Origin of the sequence: Burkholderia sp. 4M9327F10 (genome assembly GCF_005503145.1) — a bacterium.
Lineage (GTDB): Bacteria > Pseudomonadota > Gammaproteobacteria > Burkholderiales > Burkholderiaceae > Paraburkholderia.
Genome location: NZ_SCNV01000068.1, coordinates 17,028 through 40,981, shown reverse-complemented (window position 1 = coordinate 40,981; position 23,954 = coordinate 17,028). Strand labels below are relative to the sequence as shown.

General features: G+C 59.4%; 21 protein-coding genes. 12 read left to right on the top strand and 9 right to left on the bottom strand.

The window, feature by feature from the left end; all coding sequences use genetic code 11:
• Window positions 1-585: 585 nt before the first annotated feature.
• Window positions 586-2,154, bottom strand: a complete 1,569-nt coding sequence (locus FFS45_RS35810) for an acyltransferase (protein ID WP_137959359.1) — start codon at window positions 2,152-2,154, stop codon at window positions 586-588.
• 396 nt (window positions 2,155-2,550) lie between these two features.
• The gene (locus FFS45_RS35805; protein WP_137959358.1) at window positions 2,551-3,405 is read right to left on the bottom strand and encodes a sulfotransferase family 2 domain-containing protein; all 855 of its coding nucleotides are present in this window, start codon (window positions 3,403-3,405) and stop codon (window positions 2,551-2,553) included.
• A 607-nt stretch (window positions 3,406-4,012) separates the two neighbouring features.
• On the opposite strand from FFS45_RS35805, the gene FFS45_RS35800 reads away from it, so the two are divergent.
• From FFS45_RS35800 to FFS45_RS35775, 6 genes are all read left to right on the top strand, one after another.
• Complete coding sequence (locus tag FFS45_RS35800; RefSeq protein WP_137959357.1) at window positions 4,013-4,948, top strand: glycosyltransferase family 2 protein; 936 nt, start codon at window positions 4,013-4,015, stop codon at window positions 4,946-4,948.
• Window positions 4,949-5,176: 228 nt separating this feature from the next.
• The gene (locus tag FFS45_RS35795; protein ID WP_137959356.1) at window positions 5,177-7,204 is read left to right on the top strand and encodes a hypothetical protein; all 2,028 of its coding nucleotides are present in this window, start codon (window positions 5,177-5,179) and stop codon (window positions 7,202-7,204) included.
• A 164-nt stretch (window positions 7,205-7,368) separates the two neighbouring features.
• Window positions 7,369-8,214, top strand: coding sequence for a glycosyltransferase family 2 protein (locus tag FFS45_RS35790; RefSeq protein WP_137959355.1), 846 nt, complete (start codon window positions 7,369-7,371; stop codon window positions 8,212-8,214).
• The gene (locus FFS45_RS35785; RefSeq protein ID WP_137959354.1) at window positions 8,211-9,167 is read left to right on the top strand and encodes an SDR family oxidoreductase; all 957 of its coding nucleotides are present in this window, start codon (window positions 8,211-8,213) and stop codon (window positions 9,165-9,167) included. Before FFS45_RS35790 ends, FFS45_RS35785 begins: the two co-directional genes overlap by 4 nt.
• Before the next feature lie 8 nt (window positions 9,168-9,175).
• A complete protein-coding gene (locus FFS45_RS35780; RefSeq protein ID WP_137959364.1) occupies window positions 9,176-10,210 on the top strand; it encodes a glycosyltransferase family 4 protein in 1,035 nt (344 codons plus the stop codon).
• 5 nt (window positions 10,211-10,215) lie between these two features.
• Complete coding sequence (locus tag FFS45_RS35775) at window positions 10,216-12,102, top strand: nucleoside-diphosphate sugar epimerase/dehydratase (RefSeq protein ID WP_137959353.1); 1,887 nt, start codon at window positions 10,216-10,218, stop codon at window positions 12,100-12,102.
• A gap of 79 nt (window positions 12,103-12,181) precedes the next feature.
• Here the strand turns inward: FFS45_RS35775 and FFS45_RS35770 are convergent, their stop codons facing one another.
• Window positions 12,182-13,285 (bottom strand): glycosyltransferase, encoded by a 1,104-nt coding sequence (locus FFS45_RS35770; RefSeq protein WP_137959352.1) that lies wholly within the window; start codon window positions 13,283-13,285, stop codon window positions 12,182-12,184.
• A 202-nt stretch (window positions 13,286-13,487) separates the two neighbouring features.
• Between FFS45_RS35770 and FFS45_RS35765 the strand changes: the two genes are divergently transcribed.
• Window positions 13,488-13,874, top strand: coding sequence for a hypothetical protein (locus tag FFS45_RS35765; protein ID WP_137959351.1), 387 nt, complete (start codon window positions 13,488-13,490; stop codon window positions 13,872-13,874).
• Between the two features lie 181 nt (window positions 13,875-14,055).
• Complete coding sequence (locus tag FFS45_RS35760) at window positions 14,056-15,606, top strand: methyl-accepting chemotaxis protein (protein ID WP_137959350.1); 1,551 nt, start codon at window positions 14,056-14,058, stop codon at window positions 15,604-15,606.
• Between the two features lie 67 nt (window positions 15,607-15,673).
• Here the strand turns inward: FFS45_RS35760 and FFS45_RS35755 are convergent, their stop codons facing one another.
• On the bottom strand, window positions 15,674-17,551 hold the full coding sequence (locus FFS45_RS35755; RefSeq protein ID WP_137959349.1) for a glycosyltransferase 87 family protein: 1,878 nt from the start codon (window positions 17,549-17,551) through the stop codon (window positions 15,674-15,676).
• 12 nt (window positions 17,552-17,563) lie between these two features.
• A complete protein-coding gene (locus tag FFS45_RS35750; RefSeq protein WP_137959348.1) occupies window positions 17,564-17,950 on the bottom strand; it encodes a GtrA family protein in 387 nt (128 codons plus the stop codon).
• A gap of 262 nt (window positions 17,951-18,212) precedes the next feature.
• On the opposite strand from FFS45_RS35750, the gene FFS45_RS35745 reads away from it, so the two are divergent.
• The gene (locus FFS45_RS35745; protein ID WP_249363061.1) at window positions 18,213-18,518 is read left to right on the top strand and encodes a hypothetical protein; all 306 of its coding nucleotides are present in this window, start codon (window positions 18,213-18,215) and stop codon (window positions 18,516-18,518) included.
• Between the two features lie 34 nt (window positions 18,519-18,552).
• Here FFS45_RS35745 and FFS45_RS35740 read toward each other — a convergent pair whose 3' ends face one another.
• Window positions 18,553-19,779 (bottom strand): glycosyltransferase, encoded by a 1,227-nt coding sequence (locus FFS45_RS35740; RefSeq protein ID WP_137959347.1) that lies wholly within the window; start codon window positions 19,777-19,779, stop codon window positions 18,553-18,555.
• A gap of 283 nt (window positions 19,780-20,062) precedes the next feature.
• Here FFS45_RS35740 and FFS45_RS35735 point away from each other — a divergent pair, with 283 nt between their 5' ends.
• On the top strand, window positions 20,063-20,248 hold the full coding sequence (locus tag FFS45_RS35735; protein WP_137959346.1) for a hypothetical protein: 186 nt from the start codon (window positions 20,063-20,065) through the stop codon (window positions 20,246-20,248).
• 52 nt (window positions 20,249-20,300) lie between these two features.
• Here the strand turns inward: FFS45_RS35735 and FFS45_RS35730 are convergent, their stop codons facing one another.
• On the bottom strand, window positions 20,301-20,525 hold the full coding sequence (locus FFS45_RS35730; protein ID WP_137959345.1) for a hypothetical protein: 225 nt from the start codon (window positions 20,523-20,525) through the stop codon (window positions 20,301-20,303).
• A gap of 117 nt (window positions 20,526-20,642) precedes the next feature.
• Here FFS45_RS35730 and FFS45_RS35725 point away from each other — a divergent pair, with 117 nt between their 5' ends.
• On the top strand, window positions 20,643-21,509 hold the full coding sequence (locus FFS45_RS35725; protein ID WP_249363060.1) for a GNAT family N-acetyltransferase: 867 nt from the start codon (window positions 20,643-20,645) through the stop codon (window positions 21,507-21,509).
• A 20-nt stretch (window positions 21,510-21,529) separates the two neighbouring features.
• Here the strand turns inward: FFS45_RS35725 and FFS45_RS35720 are convergent, their stop codons facing one another.
• Window positions 21,530-21,856, bottom strand: a complete 327-nt coding sequence (locus FFS45_RS35720; RefSeq protein ID WP_137959344.1) for a hypothetical protein — start codon at window positions 21,854-21,856, stop codon at window positions 21,530-21,532.
• A gap of 78 nt (window positions 21,857-21,934) precedes the next feature.
• Window positions 21,935-22,897 (bottom strand): LysR family transcriptional regulator, encoded by a 963-nt coding sequence (locus tag FFS45_RS35715; RefSeq protein ID WP_137959343.1) that lies wholly within the window; start codon window positions 22,895-22,897, stop codon window positions 21,935-21,937.
• Between the two features lie 269 nt (window positions 22,898-23,166).
• Here FFS45_RS35715 and FFS45_RS35710 point away from each other — a divergent pair, with 269 nt between their 5' ends.
• Complete coding sequence (locus tag FFS45_RS35710; RefSeq protein ID WP_137959342.1) at window positions 23,167-23,916, top strand: winged helix-turn-helix domain-containing protein; 750 nt, start codon at window positions 23,167-23,169, stop codon at window positions 23,914-23,916.
• Window positions 23,917-23,954 lie beyond the last annotated feature (38 nt).

The window sequence follows — 23,954 nt, the reverse complement described above, 5'->3', positions numbered from 1 at the left end:
GTCGCATCCGCTGCTTGCGCAGCGGACGCTTCCGGCGGCCTAACCTTCCTGCGCCGACAAAATGCCCGATCGGCGTCGTGCGTCAGGCAAACTGAATTTTGCAGGCCCGACTATTGAGTTGAAGGCGACGAGGATAATAGTGGCTATTAGCAACGGCGAGGCTAATTTCGCCATCCGGCGGACAGAGTTTGGAGCGATTTCTGCCCTTGCTTGCAGCTCTGCATTTGGCGAAGGGGTCTCGTATGTATCATTCATTGTTGGTGAACCATGCTGGCGAACGCGGCGCGTGATTGAGGCTGGGAGTCCCGCCTTGTAAAAACGGCATTGATTGTGTCCGAAAATCTCGGGTGTGACCACCTGTCAGCGAAAAAAGAAATCGTCGTACTAGATTAGTGCGCTCAAGAGGCCAGCCGGCAGCGTACCTCGTCACCGGAGGTTTGTCGCGCTCCCAAAGAAACTTGCGCACAGTTCCCGCCATGAATGCAAACCCTGCTATATCAACGCGCACAGCGAAGTTTGGGCTGCATACCTCTGGTCCGCCCAGCGCCTTTTGGGGCCCCGCGTGGATTCCTCGCCGGTCCAGCATCACCGAACGACGTGCAGGGTTTGTACATTCGAGCGCTGTATCTGGTCGGCGGTCCTATATTCAAGGAACAGGGACTTGTCGCCCGCATGCTTCAACAAATCGGCGTCAACCGTTCCAGTTGCAAACCCGGAATCGATCTGCGTCTGTATCTGTCTGCCTGCAAAAACAATCATCGTGTCTGCGCTTGGCGTTGAGTCAAGCTTTATCCAGATGGCCGAACTTCCATCTGGCTGGGGATTGATAGGATTGCCTGCTTTGCTTTGTTTCGGTCCAAAGTCGACGAGATGGGTCTGCATTGGAACAACTGGTACTAAATCGTACGTCTCGGCGACAAATTTCATTGCTATGCACGCCAGCAGCAAGAACGCGATTCCAATGCTCACTCGCGTCTCGCGGGCCGTCGGTAACTGTATTTTTAGACGTGGCGTTCTCAATACGGTGAACTTTACTTTCGACAGAGTCTTTCCTAGAGCGATGGCAGGCTCCTCAATGAACCTCCAACTCGCGGCAGCCAAGATCGAGGCTAGGGCCAGCGACGCAACGGTTAGCGCATACGGATTTAAATGCGGTGTCGTTGTCGAAAGTACCATCTGCTGACATGGAAATCCGTACAGATAGATTCCGTAACTCAGATCCTGGCGTGGGCGCACGAACTTCGCCAATGACGACATTTGTCCTAGGTACAGCAAAACCCAGATGACGGCCAAATAGAAGCAAATGAGATGAAGAAAGCTCGATGTGATGGCTGTTAGAATAGCGAAAGCTGCACCCTGCCAGAGACGCGGTTTGATCCAATTGGCCGCGCCGAAGGTGATCACGCCAGCCAGGAACATTACGCCCGCCGCGCGGCTATACGGCTCATCGAAAAGGTTGATTGGCAGGGAATTCAAAGCAGCCGGCACGAAGGCTAGTGCTATAAGAGCGAACCCAGCCAATACGATGCGGTACGCCTTGGAAAGCATCCCGAGCAAGCCCATACATCCGAGTACAACATACATCTTGGCTTCAAGCGGAAGTGTGTGAATTGAGCCATTGATGGTCGCGTCTTGATGTGTGGTGAAAATTCCATTAATTTCCCAGGTGAAATGGAAAATTGAATTGCTCAATATATATTTATAAAATCCGTCAAAGACCAAATAATGAAGAAATTTTCCATGCGTGGATGCCGCAACGCAAAGTAAAGCTGTGATTGCAAGGCATACAAAATATCCTGGCCAAATGCGCAAGACTCGTTTAATGATGAAATTACGAATACTCGGGTCGCGACAGAAGCTTTGCGTCACGAACAGTCCGCTGAGGAAAAAAAACGCCTGCACCGCCAGACCGCCTACTTGGGTAATCGGAGAAAGCGCCCCGCTCAGATGATCTGCATAACCATCTGCCTTAACCAAGTGAAAGGAGTGAAAATAGATAACACTGGCCGCCAGAAATGCGCGAATTAAAGTGTAGTTATTTTCGTGGCTTTCAATTACCTCTCTGAGGGAGCGACTTTTCGAATATTTCGACGAGATCAGCGCTGGCCACGCCTTCAGATGAGTCGACGCAGGATAGACAGGGAGAGGGGGCATTTGGCCGATGTCACACTGGGAAAATTGTAGGATGTGTGTAAGGAATGGAAATAAAACTTACATGGTTGTGCATAGGCTACACACATGCCAATGTCGTAGCAAGCAGCTTGTCCCACATCTGAGCTGGCGATTTCTAGCCGAATTCCTTTCTTGTGATTTGTAATGTCTTACGCGGAGGTGCGTAATCTCTTACCGCGGAATTTGCGTGAAGGGATGGAAGCCTTATCCCGTGCGGGGAGTGTCTTATTTCCGGGCTGCGCGCTCGCGACTCTCGACGCAGCTCGTCTGGCAATAAAGCGCGTTGTTTGGCGGGCTCGAACTCGAACCTGTTGTTTCTTTGCCGCTCGTCAGCAGCAAGCGTGCGGCCGCCGCCGAATCTTTCCGGTGTGGTTGCCTTTATCGACTGGGTTGAATTCTCTGGAGAATTCGCCCCCAAGCGGATTTGGGTGTCCCCGATGGTTGCGTCGATGCTTGCTGTCTGCCTCGGATCATCGCGAACAGTTGCTGTGCTTCGCGATAGAGCAGCATGTCGAGTGCATTGCGCTCAAGCAATTCACGATAAAGCGAAGCTCCGAGTTCGCTTTCTATATGCTCGAGGCGCTCCTCTAACGTCGCTTTGCGTCCCGGGCTGCCGTTCTGGATCGTAAATTCAAGGTTGAGTTCGCCGATATGAGGCCGCAGAAAGTCTTGCAGCCCCTTCATGGATTCCTCGAACGACTCGACTAACCCGAAGAATGGAAGGCTTCTTAAGTGAGCCAAGGCCTGAAGATAGTCGACATGCGTACTGCGCGCCTTGCGCATGTCGAGTTGGGTACTGGCTAGGTGCGCCACCTGAAAGTTGCGGCAAACCGCAGTCGATTCGCGCTCCACGGCCCAGTTGGCAAACGCGGCCAGTCCGCCGTTGCGGGCAATAGCGACACTTGGGCTCGCGCTGTCTGCGGGCTGCCGCCGCTCGAAATCGTAGACGGACGCAAAGCGGTCGATAGGGTGACGAAGAAACAGGATTGGCAGGAAGAGCACGTCGGGATGCTGCGGCAACGGCAATCGTGCCTGATGACTGGAGATCGCTCGGAGCGCCGGGTTGCCGAGTGCATATGCCAGGATATCATCCGGACTCACTACGGACCAGGGATACGGGCCCTCGATGTGGCCGTGAGTTTCCCCGGGAAATTTCCGATTCAGAATGCTGTCCACCGTGGTGCCAGCGTTTTTGAAGAGGTGGTAATGAACGACAACTGGGCGTATTTTCATCAACTTTCGAAATCGGCTACGTATGCCAGCCGGGGCGATGGCTCACGGTGTCGGAGGGTTCCCGGGGCTGTTCCCTCGCGGGTCGCAGGTTGCGATTATAGCGAAGTCAAAAGCCGCCTTTCGTGTCCCTTGGATTCCGTAGGCTGGTCACGATTTCGTAATTTACGGCGCCGGTGCTTACGGAGGACAGCGTGGATTGAGGGTTGATTTAACGCTGATTAACCTATGTCGATAAAGCGACTCTTGACTTTTGCGAATTTGCTTTTTATTCATCAAATATCTGAGTTTTCCAGGCCGCTCACTGGTTGTAGCGGGCTGCCCATTAGGCGAATCATTTCTGCGGTGAGATACGCGTCGCGGCGTTTCTATTCTGGGCGTTGGAATATGCGTCGCCAGTGGGTGCTTGGGGGTTTCGTCGAGTTGGTAAGTGGTTGTTTTTTTGCCTGAATCCGCATCATTCTCGCTGTTCGCCGAGCATTTCAATCGTCGGGGCAGGTATGATGTCGGCTTTCGAACGTTTAACCGTGTTTGGGTGGCCGCTGCTCGGCGATACCGTGAGCGAAATCTGTTGCCCCCAGCGACACCAATCGATAGACAGAGGGACGAAGTGGATCACGATGTTGCGGTCATCTTGCCGTGCTATAACGAAGCGAGCACCATCGCGCAGGTTGTTGCGGACTTTCGGCAGTACCTGCCGAACGCCCGAATATACGTGTTCGATAACAACTCAACTGACGGCACCGCAGAGGTCGCGTTGGCGGCTGGTGCCCAGGTTCGGCGAGTTGCTCTGCAGGGCAAAGGCAACGTTATTCGCCGAATGTTCGGAGATGTAGACGCCGATGTTTACGTGATGGTCGACGGAGACAACACGTATGACGCGAGTGTCGCACCGCAGTTGATTGAGACGCTGGTCAATGATGGCCTCGACATGGTAGTGGGTTGCCGTGTTTCTGACGAAGTTGCAGCCTACCGGACTGGCCATCGGCTGGGTAATGTCATGTTGACGGGCTTCGCAGCGTCGATCTTTGGCCGTACGTTCAAGGACATGCTGTCTGGATATCGCATCTTTTCTCGCCGCTACGTAAAGTCGTTTCCGGCGCACGCCGAAGGCTTCGAAACCGAAACCGAACTCGCCGTACATGCGCTTGAGTTGCGCATGCCCGTGGCTGAGGTAGACACTCACTACGGAAGTCGACCAGAAGGCTCCGTCAGCAAGCTCAATACTTACCGCGATGGCTTCAGGATTTTGATGACCATTCTCAAGCTGTTTAAGCTTGAGCGCCCCTTGGCCTTCTTTTCCATCTGTTTCGCCGCGAGTCTGCTGTTGTCGGTCGTGCTGGCCGTTCCAATCTTCGAAACCTATATGAAGACCGGATTGGTACCACGCATGCCCACCGCGCTGCTTTGCGTCGCACTGGCATTGCTTGGGTTTCTATTCCTCGTGTGCGGACTTGTGCTCGATACAGTGACCAAAGGCCGACTTGAGGCTAAACGCTTCGCCTACCTGTCGGTCCCTGGACCATCCTCCACATTGCGCCGGTGACGGGGTCGAAATTTCCTCGCTTCGATGTAGTCCCAGCTACTGGATTCATCGCGGCCGTTCGATAACAGAGCGTTTGACGGAACGGATAACCGATCTGGCGCGATGTCCGTTGGTAGGCGTCAGTGAATTTTGAGGCGGCCAAGCGCTGGGTCCCGATGTTTCGGGTTCGAGGCGCTGCCGCTTTTCTCGCGGTTCCGCAGCGCCACCATTCACCCAATCAATACTCACATGGATGCATCGAATCGAGCGAAGGCGTCGGTCGTCGCGATTGTGGCAAGCGTGCTGTTTAGCGGGATCATCGCGTGGACCTTCCTCGGTTTGGTGCGATACGCGATCGTCGCGCCGCCGAGCTTCGATGGCGCGATGAATCTCAATACCGCTGCGTCGTTCCTGCACGGCCACGGTTACGGATTCTTCTACGATCGGTTCTTCCCGTTTCCCGCGCAGACCGACGGGCCATTTATCTTGCCTGCCGCCATTGCGTTCTGGCTGGGCGGGATCACGCCGTTCACGAGTCAGGTCGTCAACCTTGTCTATATCGCGGCGCTGGTTTGCGTGATGGTGGTTCTGCTCCGTCGTGTCGGTGCGCCGCTGTGGCTCGCGCTGTTTGGGGTGATGGTCTGCGTGGCGACACCCGGATTTGTCGAATATTCGATGAACGGCTATGGCGAGGTACCGGTGATGGTCTGGTTCCTTGCGGCGCTTGCCGTTCTGGCCTCAGCCGAATCGCACAAGAACCTTAGCCACGCGAGACTGTTTTCTGTTGGGCTGTTGTTCGGGATGGCTTATCTTACGAAGGTCGTAGCGCTTGTTTGCGTTGCTCCGGCGATGGTTGTCCTTGGTTGCACATTGCTTGCGCAACCCAACAAGTTTCGGCGTTTAGGGCTTCTGTGCGCCGGCTTCACAATGCCCGTTGTCGCTTGGGAAGTCTTTCGGCTGGTCGAGGTAGGCAGTGTCCGTGACTATGTCCACTGGTGGCGGTTTCAATTGGCTCAGATTCGTGCACAGTCCGGAGCGAATCGAACGGATGCAGCAGAAGGATTCCTGAGGAAGGGTGTACATCACCTATCCATTCTTGCCGACCTGACGGGTGTAGCGGCCCCGTGGCTTGCGATCGGTATCGTCGTGCCGATCGTCGTTGGTGTCATCCTGGCGCGCGACCGCAGAAGGAGCGCCAATGCGCGTCTGGTTCTGTGGACGCTCGTCGCAGTGACCGGCCTCTATTTCTATTGGTGGCTGTTCATGAGCCCGACGGCGATGACGTGGCTGCGCCGTATCCTCGACGGCTTCCTGTTGCTGCAGTGCCTGATCGTCGCAGTGCTTGCCGCGGCATGGCGGCGTCCGTCAGAGGGTTCCGAGGCTTCGGTCACCAGAGCGAAAGGTGCGCGCGCGGCGATGTTGCTGGCGCTGATTCCCGTTATCGTATGCCAACTGCAACTCGTCCGCAGCGGTGAATCGGTTGCGCATCCCCCTCAGTCACCGGGCTACGCGTTGGATATGTATCGGGTCGCCGACAAGGTGCGAGCACTTCCGCAGGACGCCACGATTTTTGGCTCGGGTTGGTGGCAGGCACCGGTGGTTGCGCTGTTTTCGCAGCGTCAGTTCATGAATATTGACCACTGGCCTGTCTCCAAAATCAATGAGCTTGGGAATAAATATTTCGTCACGGACATGTATGCCGAGGGGATAGACCAGTCGTCGATTCATGCAGTACTCGACAGATCTGCGTACCAGACGCTGCTAAAGATAGATGGTGGAGCGTTATACAAGCTGGACACCGTCCAACCTTATCCCCCATTCACACCGGAAGACAGCAATCCAGCAAACCTATCGAGCGCTATTGATTTTGCGCGTGAGGACTATGCGCACCGACGAGGTATATTCCAGAGAGAAAGCAACCGGGACGCGTGGGTAGGCGTAGATGCGGCGGTAATGCTCAGGCGCTCAAACGAGAACGTCCTGCGGATGACGTTCGAGGTGCCGGTCGAGCTTGTTAAGGGCATTGCCCCGAAGCAAGCCTTGCTTCATTTGACTAGCCCCGGTTGCCTGGACCAGACGCTCTCGCTTGACAATGCTGGGATATGGGTGGTCACGTTGCCTTTGACCTGCCAAGCCTACCCAACAGTGCAGCCTTTCAAGGTCAATTTGACAGTTGACGAGCACGTTCCTTTCGTCCCGCAGATCGATGCTGACAATCGCCTGAGATCGTTCAAACTGCGCTCTATGGAACTCGTCGGGACCCAAGGCAAGTCCTGACGGCAGACCGCACGACGCGCGTAGCCCCAAATTTTACAAGAGCGCTGCGTGCCGTAACAAAACGCAAGCCAGGTTGCCGAACCTCCCCAATTTGAGCAAAATTGGGGGCTTGTCGCGGGCTAAACATACATAAGTGTCGCTAAGACGGCATTCACTTTTCGCACATGACTGCTACCCACGCGCCGCGCTCCGAGAACGATAGCTTGTCCGTGTCCGTCGTCGTCTACCGGCCGGACCTCGCGCTCCTGACCCGCACCTTGTCGAGTCTGGAGGCCGCCTGCAATGCGCTGCGCGTCAAAACCCCCGCATTCACTGCCACCCTTTATCTGGTCGACAACGGCGGACTGCCAGACCTCTCCGCAGACCTGCAAGCCTTGCAGGATCGCGGCATTGCCTCCGAGACGATCAGCGGCCACGGCAACGTCGGATACGGGCGAGGTCACAATCTGGCAATCGAGCGCTCGGTGAGCCGCTATCACCTCGTCCTGAACCCGGACATCGATCTCGACGCGAATGCCCTCGTGAACGCGCTCGATTTCTTCGCGAAGCACCCCGAGGCGGGCCTGTTGACGCCACGCATCGGCGACGACGAGGGGCGTCTTCAGTACCTGTGCCGCCGTTATCCGACCCTGCTCGACCTGTTTGTCAGAGGCTTTCTGCCGGACCAGATCCGACGCCTGTTTGCGCGGCGCCTCTCGCGCTACGAAATGCGCGATGTGATCAACGACCGTGACGTAGTCTGGGACCCGCCTATCGTCAGCGGCTGCTTTATGCTGTTCCGCACCGAATTGCTGAAGGGCCTCGCAGGCTTCGATCCCCGCTACTTCCTCTACTTTGAAGACTACGACCTGAGCTTGCGCACCCATGAGCGTGCGCGCGTCGTCTATGCACCCGAGGTGCGGGTGCTGCACCATGGCGGCGGCGCTGCGCGCAAAGGCTCGTCGCATATCCAGATGTTCGTGGCTTCGGCGTTCAAGTTCTTCAACCGTTTCGGCTGGAAGTGGCTATGAGCCGGATTCTCGTCACCGGGGCGAACGGTTTTGTCGGGCGGGCCCTTTGCCGTGCCCTGTTGCAGGGCGGGCATGAAGTGACTGGCCTGATTCGCCAGCCCGGCGGTTGCCCTGCCGGAACCAGGGAGTGGGTGCATGCCGGCGAAAACTTTGCCGGTATGACGCAGGCCTGGCCGGAGCACCTGCATGCTGACTGCGTGGTGCACCTCGCGGCGCGCGTCCACGTCATGCGCGACGTCGCGTCCGATCCGCTGGCCGAATTTCGCGCGACGAACGTCGAGGGTGCGCTGCGAGTCGCGCAGGCTGCCCACGCAAAAGGCGCGCGGCGGATGGTTTTTGTCAGCAGCATCAAGGCGATAGCGGAGTCCGACAGGGGCCGCCCGTTACGCGAGGACGATACGCCGCTGCCGCAGGATCCCTATGGCCAGTCCAAATACGAGGCCGAGCAGGCGCTCGTGCGCTATGGTGAAGCGTCCGGGCTGGAGATCGTGATCGTCCGCCCGCCGCTGGTCTACGGGCCAGACGTGCGCGCCAATTTCCTGCGCCTGATGGCCGCCATCGCCAAGGGCCTGCCGTTGCCGCTCGGCGCTATCGAGGCGAAGCGCAGCATGGTCTATGTCGACAACCTGGCCGACGCGTTGGCGCGCTGTTCGCTCGACCCGCGAGCGGCGGGGCAGTGTTTCCACGTCACCGACGGCGAGGATCCGACCGTCGCCGGGCTGGCTCGCGCGCTCGGCCGGCACCTGCAGGCGCCAGCCCGGCTGGTTCCGGTGCCGGCGGGCTGGTTGCGCCTGGCGGGTCGGCTGACTGGCCGCTCGGCCCAGGTCGACCGTCTGATCGGCAGTTTGCAGCTCGATACGAGCCACATTCGCGCGGTGCTGGGCTGGCAGCCGCCTTCTTCCTTCGACCATGGGCTCGCCGAGACGGCCCGTTGGTATCGAGCGACGCATTGAGATCGTCCATGGACATGCAAGCCCTCGCGACTACACCCTGGACCCTCCCCGCCCTGGCCGCTCTGGTGGCATCGGGGGCCTGTGCGCTGATTCTGTTCGTGTTGCTGAAGAGCGGCCTCGCCTGGCGGCTCGCTACCGACATCCCGAACGACCGTTCGCTGCACGTGCGGCCCACGCCACGGGTCGGCGGCTGGGGCATCGTGCCGGTCGCGGTGCTCGGCATTCTGCTGCTGTCACCGGGCCTCTGGTGTGCGGCGGTGGCGGCGGCGTTCCTTGCTGCCGTCTCCCAGATCGATGACCGGCGCGGACTGCCGGCGCGGGTCCGGTTCGCCGCTCACCTGATCGCAGTCGTTGGCTTCGTCGTTCTCAATCCGGCCCAGGCGCCCTGGCTGATGCTTGCTGCCTTGTCATTCTTGATGATCTGGCTGGTCAATCTTTACAACTTCATGGATGGCGCCGACGGTCTGGCCGGCGGCATGGCGCTGTTCGGCTTCGGTGGCTATGCCCTGGCAGCGCTGACGAGCGCCCAGCCGCTGCCCGAACTGGCTCTCGCCTGCGCCCTGGTGGCGGGGGCGGCACTAGGGTTCCTGTTGTTTAATTTCCACCCGGCGCGGATTTTCCTCGGCGACGCCGGTTCGATCTCCCTGGGCTTTCTCGCTGGCGCACTGGGTTACTGGGGCTGGGCTCATGGCGTCTGGCCGGTCTGGTTCCCGGTGCTGGTCTTTGCGCCGTTTATTACCGATGCATCGATTACCTTGTTGCGGCGCGTATTGCGCGGCGAAAAGTTTTGGCAAGCGCACCGGGAGCATTACTATCAGCGTATGGTGCGTTCGGGGTTGGGCCATGCCAGGACGGCATTGGTATGGTATGCCGTGATGGCTGCGGGCATAATGCTTGCTACTTACACGCTTGGCCTCCCTCCGGCTGTTCAATGGTGCGTTGTCGCCGCGTGGATCGTCGTTCTCTGTCTGATGGGCGTGGCAGTGGATCTGCGTTGGCGTCGTTTCCAATCAACACTGTCTGAACAATCCTCTGAGGTATGACGCTGATGTTAAAAAATAAAGCCTCATTGCTTTCGCTCAGCGCTTTCCTGTTCGACCTTTTTGCGGTCGCGGGCGCCTGGTTGTCGGCTTACCTCATCCGTTTCAACGGCACCGTTCCGGCAGACTTCCGGGACGGCGCGTTGCATACGCTCCTTTGGGTGCTGCCGGTCTACGGTGTGATGTTCCGCATCTTTGGCCTGTACCGCGGCATGTGGGTGTTTGCGAGCCTGCCGGACCTCATGCGGATCTCGAAGGCAGTCCTCGCCGGCGCGCTGGTCGCCATGGTGACCTCGGTGATGATTCAGCCGGTGCCGATCGTCCCGCGCTCCGTGCTATTGGTTTCCCCATTGCTGTTGTTCCTTGTCATGGGCGGCTCGCGCGCGCTCTACCGCGCGACCAAGGAGTTTTATCTTTACGGTGGGCTGGTCGGACAAGGTAAGCCTGTTGTTGTCCTCGGCGCGGGGTCGGCGGGCGCGAGCCTCGCCCGCGAACTGTCGCGTTCGAGCGAGTGGCGTCTCGTCGGCCTGCTGGACGACGATGTTGCCAAGCACGGCCGCGAAATCTACGGCTACAAGGTGCTCGGCGCTATCAGCGAGTTGCCGCAACTGGCGGAGTCGCTCAAGACGGAATACGCGATCATCGCGATCCCCTCTGCGTCCGTGGAAGCGCAGCGCCGTGTGGCGACGCTATGCGTGCGGGCTGGCGTTCGCGCCATGGTCCTGCCGGCCCTGACCACGCTGACGCAAGGCCAGGCGTTCCTGTCGCGGGTACGGCAAATTGACCTTGAAGATCTGTTGGGCCGCGATCCCGTCAATATCGATACGCCGCACGTCGAAGCGCTGCTGCGTAATCGCGTCGTGATGGTGACGGGAGCGGGTGGCTCGATTGGCTCGGAACTGTGTCGCCAGATCTTGCGCTTCGAGCCGGCCCAACTGGTCGCGTTCGACTTGTCCGAGTACGCGATGTACAAGCTCACGGAAGAGCTGCACGATCGCTTCCCCGGTTTGCCGGTAGTCCCCGTGATCGGAGACGCCAAGGATTCGCTGCTGCTCGACCAGGTATTGTCGCGGCATGCGCCGCACATTCTCTTTCACGCAGCGGCCTATAAGCATGTGCCGTTGATGGAAGAGCAGAACGCGTGGCAGGCGGTTCGCAACAACGTGCTGGGCACCTACCGCGTGGGACGCGCGGCGATCCGTCACGACGTGAGGCACTTCGTTCTGATCTCCACTGACAAGGCGGTCAATCCGACCAATGTGATGGGGGCGAGCAAGCGGCTCGCCGAGATGGCTTGCCAGGCCCTGCAGCAAACCAGCACGCGGACTCAGTTCGAGACGGTGCGCTTCGGCAATGTGCTTGGCAGCGCGGGCAGCGTGATTCCGAAATTCCAGCAGCAGATCGCCAAGGGTGGCCCGGTTACGGTGACGCACCCGGAAATCACGCGCTTCTTCATGACCATCCCTGAGGCTTCGCAACTGGTGTTGCAGGCGTCGAGCATGGGGCGTGGCGGCGAGATCTTCATTCTTGATATGGGCGAGCCGGTCAAGATCGTCGATCTGGCGCGTGACCTGATCCGTCTCTACGGTTTCAGCGAAGAACACATCCGGATTGTCTTTACCGGATTGCGCCCGGGCGAGAAGCTATATGAGGAGTTGCTCGCCGACGACGAGACGACCACGCGCACGCCGCATCCGAAGCTGCGCATTGCGCAGGCGCGCGGCGTACCGGATAACCTCCTGGATGAACTGCTGCCGTGGTTGATGCAGCACCGTGTGCTGGCTGACCACGAAGTGCGGCGTGACCTGCGCCGCTGGGTGCCCGAATATCAGCCCACTCTGGCGCCGCCGCTGGAGAGCGTGCCTTCGGCGACTCCGTTGCGCGCTGCACTGTAATTGAAGTATCGAACTCGTAGAGCGTGCGCTGGACCGCAGCGCTAGAGGAACACGAAAAAGGCGCTATAAGCGCCTTTTTTTACGACCGCCGACCCTTCCGTACCACGAGCCAACGCGGCGACTTGAAGCGCACGATACTGACATACAGCCAGACGTAGGTCGCGGCAAACACCATCACAAAGCAGAACAGATGCAGCGTGTGCCTCCAGAACAAGGTGGCGGGAATCACGGCTATCAGGCAAAGCAGCCACAGATACGGTGAGGTCAGCGAATTGCGCCGTGTCAGTTCGCGCGCGGTGCGTGCACCCACGGCCCAGCGCATCAGGCGCTTGTAGACCAGCATATGCAGGTGCACGCCATCGGGAATGCCGGGCGACATGCCCCTGATGAACTTCTTGCGGTAGATCGAGAAGCAGGTCTCGAAGATCGGATACATGAACAGCAGCACCGGGTACCACGCCGACACGTCGCGGTTGCGCATCACCAGCAGGATGGACAGCTCGGCGAGCATGAAGCCGATAAAGTACGCGCCGCCGTCCCCGAGAAAGATCAGGCCCGCGGGGAAGTTCCAGATAAAGAAGCCCATCACGGCGCCCATCATGATGAGCGAGGCGGACAGCACGACCGGGTCCGAGACTTCGAACGCCACATAGGCCAACGACGCGAACATCATGAACGCGACCATCGACGCGAGTCCGTTGAAACCGTCGATGATGTTGACGGCATTCGCCAGCGCTGCGACGGCGAGGACAGTGACTACGCAGGAAATCACCGCATACGAGAGCAGGAAGTCGAGCGGCGGCGCGCTGATGCGCGTGACGGCGATATTCAGCAGGAAATAGGCAAGGGCGGCGGCCGCCATGGTGCAGATGAGCCGTGCCAGCGGGGAAACGCGTTTGGTCAGATCTTCGACCAGTCCCGACCCGAATGCCGGCAGACCGCACGCCACCAGACCCAGAATGCCGCTGGAGACCGCGGGATAGGCTCGATGTAGTTGCGCGGCTGATGCAACCAGGCCGATCAGGATGCCCGTGCCGCCGATCCGCGGTACCGGGCGCACGTGGAATTTCTGCACGCCCGCCAGATCGGTATCGGTGGAGAATTTTTCATGCAGATGCGCGTAGCGCACGATCAACAAAGTGACCAGCAGTGAGACGAGAAACCCGAGCGCGAAACTAAGCATGAAGATGAGCCTGAGCGAGGACGCCGAATTATACAAACGAAACGCACGGGCCTCGAAAAGCAGGCCGGAACGGACTAGAGTTTCAGGCAGCGACCATATTGATGCATTGCCGCTTGACGCTGCCGGCCACACGCAGCGCCACTGAAAAGAATCGCCAGTTCCGTCATACTTCGTAGTTCCCTGTTTGACTGAGTGACCCCCGATGTTTGGCAATCTCACCGTTGCTTTCATTCTCTTTTCTATTGCCGGCAGTGCCTTTGCCGATGGCTATTCGCGGCCCGTCGTGATGACGGGCGTCACGCAAATGGCCGACACGGCTGAACTGCACTTCGACCCCGCTCCCGCAGACACTGGCACCCTCGTGATTCTTGGCGATCACACGAAAACGCCCAAGCAGACCTATCGTTTTGTTTACAACCTGCCGGCGGCGCAGCGCAAGGCAGTCGATCCAGCAGTCAACCTCGATTTCAGCGACAAACAAAAGCTGACCATTCTGTGTGATCCGAGATCGGATAACTGCATGTCGACGGGTTACGTCACCATGGGAACGGCGACCTTCTCCATGCTCTGGAAAGTGACACAGCGATAAACCACGCCAGCAGTCGCGCCTTCCAGTCCCACATAGTGACCCGTCACGCCCGCAAACCCTTGCCAGTCATGGATTCCCCCTATCTAGCCGAAGTCTCCAGCAGCCGATAAACCGGAAGCGGCGAGGTGCGAACGGGGAGTCTGGGCCGTGTGCCGCCCGGCCAGGACGTTACGGAGAAATAATGCTGAATAACATCACCATCCGGGGTGGGTTGACGCTGGTCATTGGCGTATTCGTCGCTTTTCTGCTGACTGTCATTGCGGTTGGCTACGGCGCGCTCAAGCTTGCGAGCAATGGTCTGGGGGATATCCAGCGCAATTCGGTCGCGCTGACGCACCTGAACGCCAGTTCTGAGAAGCTTCTGCAGGCGCGGCTGGCGCTTGGCAGTTACGAGACCCTGTTCAGTGTCGGCAAGCAAACCGACGATCTGCTGCCGGCGGCGCATAAGGTGCTGGTGGAGTCGAACAACGACTTCCGCACTTACGCGGCCGGTCCCTTCGGCAGCGACGACGAGCAGCGGCTCGCCCATGCAGTGGAAACGGCGCGAGCGGCGCTGGTCGATCAGGCGATCGAACCGGAATTCAAGGCGCTCACCGACAACGACTTCAACACCTTCCGCAACATCCAGGGCGAAACCGCCAATGGGTACTACGCCACTTATGCGAAAGCCATCGACGCGCTTCAGCAACTGGAAACCGATAGCCAGCAGCGCGAAGCCGAAACGGCGGCCTCACGGTTTCGCATGGCGACGTTGCTGTTTGCCGCGATTGGTGTGATTTCGATTGTGATTGGCGTGATGTCCCGCGTCGGCCTCTCGGCGGCGCTGCTTAAACCGGTGAACCAGACTATTCGCCATTTCCAGCGTATCGCGGCCGGTGACCTGACGATCGCGGTGAAAGTCCGTTCGCGTAACGAAATGGGCCAGTTGCTGGCGGCGCTGACGCAGATGCGCGATGGTCTCGTCGACACGGTTTCGAAAGTGCGGGGCAGTACGGGCGCAATTACGCAGGGCGCCAACGAGATCGCCTCAGGCAACGCCGACTTGTCGCGGCGCACCGAGCAGCAGGCGGCGGCGCTCGAGCAAACCGCGGCCAGCATGGAGGAGCTGTCAGCGACGGTGAAGCAGAATGCCGACAATGCGCAGCAGGCCAACCGGCTGGCTCATGGCGCGTTGGAGACGGTGACGCGCGGCGGCAGCGTGGTGGGCCGGGTGACCGAGACGATGGAGGGCATCACGGCCTCGTCGCGCAAGGTTGCCGAGATCATCGGCATGATCGAAGGCATTGCCTTTCAGACCAACATCCTCGCCTTGAACGCGGCCGTCGAAGCGGCACGCGCCGGCGAGCAGGGGCGCGGATTTGCGGTGGTGGCCTCGGAGGTGCGCAGCCTCGCGCAACGCTCCGGTGGTGCGGCCAAGGAGATCAAGGAACTGATCGGCGAGTCGGCGGCCAAGGTGGAGCAGGGTGCGTCACTGGTTGCCGAAGCGGGCAAGACGATGCATGAAGCGATGCAGTCGGTCGAGCGCGTGACGGGCATCATGGGTGAAATCGAAGCGGCCGCGCTCGAGCAGAGCGAGGGCATCGCCCAGGTCAACAAGGCGATTACGCAGATCGATGAGGTTACCCAGCACAACGCCGCGCTGGTGGAACAGGCGGCAGCCGCTGCCAAGTCGCTTGAAGAGCAGGCGACGGTGCTGAGGGAAGCGGTCGCCGTGTTTCGGGTTGAGGCTTAGAAGTCGGGCAAAGACGGCGTCGACCACGCGCCGTCCTTGGGTAGAGCGATGGATCCGATGGATCAGGTCAACCCGCAGCCTTGTTCAGCGTGACGCGGCACCACTGATACGGATAGATGCCCTTGCCGGCATATGCCCGATGAATTGTGCAGCTAAGCGGGTCGATGAGAAACCCGCTGCGCTCGAGGACCGGTCTTGCCTGCTCCGCCAGTTGACGCTTTTCTGCCTCGAGATCGCGCACGTCGTCGGCGCGAAGTCCCAACTGGCAGGCCGACTCATGCGTCGCGCCGGGGAGCCACTGTACGCTCGCATGCAGGTGTAGGCGGGACACGACCCACTGCAGCCGGTTACAAGCCTGGGTACTGCCGATCAGTCCGAGCATGTCCGCGATCCGGTTCATCTTGGCGACATACTCGACGCGCCAGTTGTATCGGGTCTGAAACAGGGCGAAGGTCGGGCCGCCGCGCTGACGCACCATTGCCCGCACATGCTCGTCGTAAAGCGGCGTGCCTGGAAAGTTGCCCCCAATCTGCGTAAATGCGACGCTCGGCGGGAACAATGTCGCAAGCCATCCCCAGGCGGGGTCTCCGCCGACGATAATCACGGTCGTGGTGTTGGGCGAGTCCAGCTCCGGCGTTTCCGCGCGGAACGCCTCACTGGCCCAGCTCTCATGCCCCCAGGTTTCGACGCCACCGAGTACCACGACCAGCGTTGTCGCACACAACGTCCACGCGGCGATGCGACGGGCCGTCAGGTAGGAAAACAACTGCGTCAGAAGGACATAGGCGACGAGCGGCGTCAGCAGCTCCATGGGTACGACGTAGCGGTAGATGCTGAAGAGCTTGACCCACAGCGCGTATCCGAGCGCCACAAACGCAATGACATAGCGGGCGCGCGGATCAAGCGGCTTGCCGCGCGAAGAGGCGCGCCGTGCTCGCACGCAGGAGACGATCACCCATGCCCAGAACAGGACATACACCACCGGCCAGATCCATTGATGCAGCGTGACCTGGCCCACCCGTTTGGAGTGCAGCGAAAACAGAAACGGCCAGAAGACGGTCTCCAGCACACTTTTCGGCAGCCAGCTCGTATCCGCTACGCCGACGCTTGGTGTCAGGGGATTCGGGAACACCGAACTAAACTGCGGGAAGGTCGGATTCCCGAAGGTCTCCCACATTTTCCAAAGCCAGTATCCGCCTGTCACCGCGAGTCCGATCAGGACACCGATACCGAACAGGAAGACAAGGCGAATGCGGACGGCAGGCGTTGCAGGGAACAGCAGCAGCGAAGCGCACAGCGCGACCGCGTACACCACATTGGTCAGCTTTAGACCCATGCCAAGGCCGACCAGCAAGCCGCCCAACACGGCCATACCAAGGGACTTCGCAGACCCGCTGCCTAGCCGATGCCAGGACGTCACAAGCAAGAGGAGCGACGCGAGGCTGAATAGCGCGGTCGTGTCGTCGCCCATCGTATTGCCGAGCTCGGAGAGAAAATTCGCAGTCAGGACGCCTGCGAGCGCCAGTAGCAACGGTACGCGGTAGCGGTCTTCGGCCGGCAGGTCGGGAAGCACGCGCCGTGCAATGGCGAGCAGCAGCACGAAGTTGAGCCCGTGAATCGCCCCCATGAGAAAGCCGGCGAGGGGCGCCGGCAGATAGGCGTTCAGCAGGTAGTAGCCGAGATCGAGTACCGGATTGAAGTAAGTCTGCATCCCGGCAGGCGCGAAGTCTGTGTGAAGCTTGTCGTGCAGAAACGCGTAGGCGTTGTAGAGGTGATAGTTGAACAGGTCCCAGTTTCTGTCCTGGCCCAGCCATAGCGACCAGAGACCGAACAGCAAAGGGACGGCAACGCGAGCGCTCGCCAAGGCGCGTGGCGTGTTGAGGTCGACGGATCGCAGCCTGCGCCAGAGCGATTCGCGGCGAATTTTGCCTTCTACGGTAGCCATGTTTGCGAGCAATCAGCGTTGTTTGAAGACCCACAGCTTCGCGGTGGCAAAGTTGACGACCATGCCTGCTAGCGATCCGACCGCCACGGCCACGATCGGCAAGAATGGAATACCTTTGAGTGCGAGCACCGTGGCGCTGTAGGCGCCATAGTTGACGACGCCGCCAACCGACATCGCAGCAAGATAGCGCCACCATTCAACCCAGGCCGACTCCGTGCGCGACGAGGCGAAGGTGTAGCGGCGATTGATTTGCCATGTAGCCCATACGGCGCATAGGAAAGAAACTGCGCGGCCGCCGAAGTAGCCAAGACCCAAGGCCAGGGTCAGGTACAGGATGCCGGCATCCACCACGAAACCGACGACGCCGGCGATAACGAACTGTAGAACTTGGCGCTGCATGCTATAGGAGACTCCAACGTGGTGTTGCTTGATGGCTAACGGTATCTGCGCGGGATTTTAACCTCTGGCGCAATTGCTTCGAAAAAATGCCCGGAAGGTTGGCGCAAGCAGCGCCGACCGTGCAGGGATAGGCACGATTTTTTGGCGTGACACACTGCAAAGCTCATTCCGCCCTTACAATCGCGTTGCCGTTATACCTGTTTCCTGCGCAGCGCTTATGTCCAATTCTTTGCTCAATTACCGGTTTCGCGGATCCGCACTGATGACGGTTCGCTCCTTCTTCTGGGGTGTCGCCGTGAAACGGAGCGCCTTTCTCGCAAGCGTGGGCGTGCTATCGGCATGCACCGCGGTCTCGCCCATCGACTCGCGCCAGGATGGCCACCTGACCCTGATGAGCCGCGCTCGCTGGGGCTTGACGTCCTGGAACCATGTGAGAACCGTTGGCGTAAGGCACGCGGCCGCGTATTGCAAAGACCAGAACCGGCAACTGCACGTTGTTGCGGTGCATACCGCGGGCGTATGGGGGGTGACCGATCAGACGATCGAGGTGGTGTTCGATTGCTATTGATGGACGGCGGGGTGCGACCTTGGCCCGCCATCCATTACACGACTATGGTTGCTTGAATAAACGCCATCAACCGCCCGTTGCTTTCCTCGATACCGTAGTAGGCGGCACGCGTATGCGCTTCCGCTGCGGCCGCCTCGCGGGCGGTCTTGTCGGTGAGTAACCGTCCAAGCGCATCCGCCATCGCCCCGGCATCGCCAACCGGCACCAGTGCGCCTGCCTTGCCGCCATCCAGAATCTCGCGCGGCCCAGTCGGACAGTCGGTCGCGACAATCGCCTTGCCGATTGCGAGCGCTTCCAGCAGCACCATCGGCATCCCTTCGTACTTCGAACTCAGAACCAGCACCGATGCACCCGCCACGATCGGGTGCGGATTGTCCTGATGGCCGGCAAAATGCACGCGGGCGGCGATACCCAGGTCGTGTGCCAGCTTCTCCAGCTCTTCGCGGAATGCACCGTTGCCCACGATCACCAGATGCTCTTCAACGGGGCCACGCTGCAACAACTCAGCATACGCACGCAAGAGTGTCCGGTGATCTTTCTGAATCTCGTCTAGACGGGCGACCGAGACAATGTAGGGCACGCCCTCGGGTGTGACCCTGAAGGCATCGCGTGGGGCAGCGGCACGCTCGCGGATCGACGCGATATCCAGCGCGTTCGGCAGCACGATTACGCGCTCCAGCTTGCCCTGAAAAATCCGTTTCGCTTCGTCGGCCATATGCTGGTTCAGCGCGGCCACGCCGTCATAGCGCCGGTATTGCTCGAGCAGCCGCCGGACCTTGCGAGGCCTGCCGCCCAGCCGCGCATCGAAGCTGAAGTGATTGACGCCGAGCCACGTGACGCCGAAACGCCCGGACAGGCGCCGCAACGACATGTCGAAATCGACGATCACGTCGACCCGCTGCGCAAGTTGCGTCATACGCCTCGCCACGTGCGGGCGCACCGCCAGCGTGTTGTGGACGTCACGCGCCACCCGCCCCAATTTGCTCAGACGCCGCTCATAGCGTTTCGCCTGAAAGTACTTCAGCCACGGACGGTCTACCAATACCTCGACCTCCACATCTGGCGGAATCAATGCCCGAAACCGGTTTTCAAATGCCGGTGACGTATGCATGACAGAAAGCACGACTTTAAATCGGTTTCGATCGAGAATTCTCAGCCATTGAATGATGGACGACTCGATGCCACCATCGTTGAAGTCGGTGATGTGGAATAGTACGCGGACGCGTTTATCGGCAGGTGCGGGCGGGTTGGGTGACGACATACGCTTGATGTAACGGGCCGCAAGATGAGGCTGCACTGTAACATTTTGGGTGGCTTAATGGGCAGTGCGCTTTACCGGGCGTCGCGTATTGCAGACAGGTTTTTTGGGGCGTAATGGAAGTGCCGAATCAGGGCGGAATGGGGCGTTTCCAATCCAGATTGATGGATTCAAAGGATTGAGAAAGCGGGATCTCGCCACTTTCCATCTGCCATTGTGCGGCCGGCAACGTTGTCGTTCCACGCCGCGCGCAAAATGTGATTTTGTTTTCTCCAAGGGGCACGGCATGGAAAACGCAATCTATTGGCACGGCCGTCAGGTTGGAATCGAGTGCGATGGGCAGATTTTATGGTTCACGTCGGCGCCGAACGAAGCAATCGATGCTTACTCGTCTCAGCCGCCCACCGCGGGCAAACCTGCACCCGGTGGTGACAGTCAGATGGCTCGCAATCTGCTGAAGGTTGCCAGATAAGACCCTCGGACACCCGCCGCGCGAGATGGTCCACAGGCGTGCGCCGCAGGACCTAGTCTTCCGAAACGTAAATGGCGACAGCCTGCGGATGGCTGAATTGAAACATGTCGACCCTTGCGGCGCGCACGTCGAGGATGAGCCGGTCGAGCAGGTCGAGTTCGCCCCGTGCAGATTCACGGTCCGCATCGTGCATGGCCTCGATCTGTTCGAGCGAGCGTTGACGTCGATCCATCAGATATGCGACGGCGCTGGCCCGCTGCATAAAAAAGCGGTCCATTCAACATGCATGTCCATCATTGTTCAGACAAAAACATAGCATATCTGCCGTGATGGTGTACTCTGGTTTGGACGCTGCGCCGCCGGCAATGGCGCTGGGTTGCTGCGGGAGGCACCCATGATTTCGAAGACCCCAACCCCTCACGTACACGACGACTTCACCATACGGGCGATGAACCGCGCGGAGATCGCACTCGCGCTCGACTGGGCCGCGGCAGAGGGCTGGAATCCCGGCAGGAATGACGCGCAATGCTTTGGAGAGGCCGACCCCAGCGGCTTTTTCATCGGCACGCTGAGGGGCCAGCCGATTGCCTGTATCTCAGCGGTTGCCTACGACGATGCGTTCGGCTTTATTGGCCTTTACATCGTCAAACCCGAATTTCGCGGCATGGGGTTTGGCGTGCGCATCTGGCAACACGCAATGGCATATCTCGGCGAGCGCAACATAGGCCTAGACGGGGTGGTTGCCCAACAGCCGAACTACAGGAAGTCGGGCTTTAAACTCGCTTACCGCAATATCCGCTTCCAGGGCGTGATGGCGGGCAAAGCGCATGCCGACGTCAAGGAGGTGGCCACGCTCCCTTTTGATCGTCTGCTTGCCTATGACGCACGCTTCTTTCCGTCGCGTCGTCCGGAGTTCCTCGCCCAGTGGGTGGGGCAGGCGGATGCGATCGCAGTGGCGACGGTCTCCGAAACCCGCATAACCGGCTATGCTGTCCTGCGTGCGTGCCGGGAAGGATGCAAGGTCGGCCCGCTGTTCGCAGATGATGAGCAGATTGCCGCGCGCCTGCTTGACGCACTGGCCGCCCGCTCGCGATCGCAACCTGTCTCGCTTGATGTACCGGAAGCCAACCCGTCCGCTGTTGCGCTGGCCGAGCGGCATGGCATGAGCCGTATATTCGAAACGGCGCGGATGTACACCAGGCAGGTGCCAGCGATCGAACTCGAGGGTGTGTTTGGTGTGACTACCTTTGAACTGGGCTAGTGCTCCGCACGCCGCTCGATTCACCGCTTCGGCCCTCTCATCCCCTCGGCTTCCATTGCCGCATTCCGCTCTTCGCTGGCCTCGATGGGGTCCATGGTCTCGTCAATGAAGGCGCTTGCCCGTTCCGTAGCCGCCTTGGCCTCGTCGACGATTTCGCCGGCTTCCCCGTCCTCTTCATCCTCGTCGCCGGGGGGATCGAGCATGTCATGCAGCATGGCTGCGAGCTCCGGCGTGTTCCAGGGCGCACCACGCTGTTTTTGCTTTTTTATATAGTGCCGGATTTCCGCGTCTTGCTCCGCGGTCAAGGGAAGCCCGCGAAATGTGCTGGCAGGAGTAGAGTCGGCCATGATCGCGCTCCGGGGACCGTCTTGCTTTCAGTTTATCCCTCTTGCGCGCAAAGGGCCTTAACTATCGGTCCACGCGGTTCAGATCGACTGCGGTTCGTGGATCAGACCTTGTCCGAACGCCGCCAGCTCCCGGTCCTGCGCGGCTAACGAAACCGGCACCTGTTCCCGCAAGAACTCGACAAAGGTTTTGATCTTGGCGTCGAGATAGCGTCTCGACGCGTACAACGCGTAGACGTTGTTCGCGCGCAGATGGTGTTCCGGCAACACGCGCACGAGGCTGCCGTCGCGCATCGCGGGCAGCGCCACCGAGATGGGCAAGGGCCCAATGCCCATGCCTTCGCGAATAGCCTCGGCCAGCGCTTCGGCCACATTGACGGTGAGCGGCGTGGGGCTGGCGTGACGGAAAACCGGTTCGTCGGCGCCTTCGAAATGCCATCGTCCGAGCGGCACATCCGGCAGAACCAGTTGCAGGCAGGTGTGTTTATGCAGATCCGCGAGGCGCAGGGGTGTGCCGTGCTTTGCCAGGTATTGCGGGGAAGCGCAGAGAACCGTATAAACACTGCCAATGCGTTGCGACACCAGGGCTGAATCCGCCAGTTCCCGCGCGACCACGACCGAGACGTCGAAACCCTCTTCGACCATATCGGGTACCCGCTGCGCCAGCACCAGTTCGATCAGCACGTCTGGAAAGCGCTTGTTATAGCGGGCAATCAGCGGCGCCAGATAATGCTGCCCGAAACTGGTCGTGCCATGTACGCGCAGTTTTCCGGACGGCTGGCCACCGGTTCCCGCTGCTTCCGCCTCCGCCAGATCGACCTGGGCCAGAATCTGTTCGCAATGCTGCAAATAGCGTTCGCCGGCTTCCGTCAACGACATGTGCCGCGTCGTTCTGTGCAGCAGGCGTGTATGCAGTCGAGACTCCAGGTCGGTGATCGCGCGTGACATCTGCGGCGTGCTCACGGATGAGAGCGACGCGGCCTTCGTGAAGCTGCCGGCCTCTACGACTCGAACGAACATCCGCATACTGTCCAACGTGTCCATCGGAATCCTGACTACAGAACAAGGTTGACGCTTCGAAAGCGGATCCTTTCGGAAACTTACCCAATTGTATCTTGATGGCGATTTCCAGCATTGGTGCGAAATCGCTCAAAACACTTTTGCATGAGTGGAAATGATACCGCTTCTAAATGGATGCCGCTGAATTGCGGCGTGTCACCGTGCCTGCTGAATTTGTCCAAATCAAATAGAGTGCGGGTAATACCGTCTGGTCTGCGCGTATGGCTTATGTGTTTTATTGAGCGGGAAGAGCGATGAAGCTGGTGACACTCGAGAATGATCCTGATAATCCATGGTCGATGGCCACTATGCTTCGGCACGCCGGCTATCACTGCCGTGGTTATGGCACGCCTCATGCGCTGGTCGATAGCCCGTGGGTCGTTGAAGCCGATCTGGCGATTGTCGATACCGACGCGATGAAGCTCGATAAGCGGCTCATTTCTTATCTTGCCGAGATTTTCTGGCCTGAGCGAAAGATGCTTGTCGTCGGTAGTGACGAGCGGCGTCTGAGCCAGATGATCCGGGAGAAAGACGGCTTTCTTCTCAAACCCGTTTCCGCGCGAGGGTTGGCCGCGAGCGTAAAGACCATGCTCAGCAAAACGTGGGACGGATACGCCCTTACCACGGCGACACAATTTGGCCGCTACATCTTCGAACCACCCGGCGACACTCACGGGCGCAGCGTACTGGTGGGTGAAGCGCGGGTTCCGCTGACACAGAAGGAATATCAGTTGGCCCTGATCCTGTTCAGGAATCTGTCTCGGCCGGTGTCGCGTGTCTATCTTGCTGGGGCGGTCTGGCGGCACGATGACCGCATCAATGCACGCACCATGACCGCGCACATATCAGCGATCCGCTCCAAGCTGCAACTGCGCGACGATGCCGACTTCGTGCTTACGCCGATCTACAACTACGGCTACCGGCTCGATCCCGTGTCCCGCTATCAAATGCTTAGCCAACAACCCAGCATTCCGACGCAGGCGCCTGCCGAAGCTGCACTCTGATCCGTCGTCTCTCCGTACCTGAACGTCGGCCTTCATGA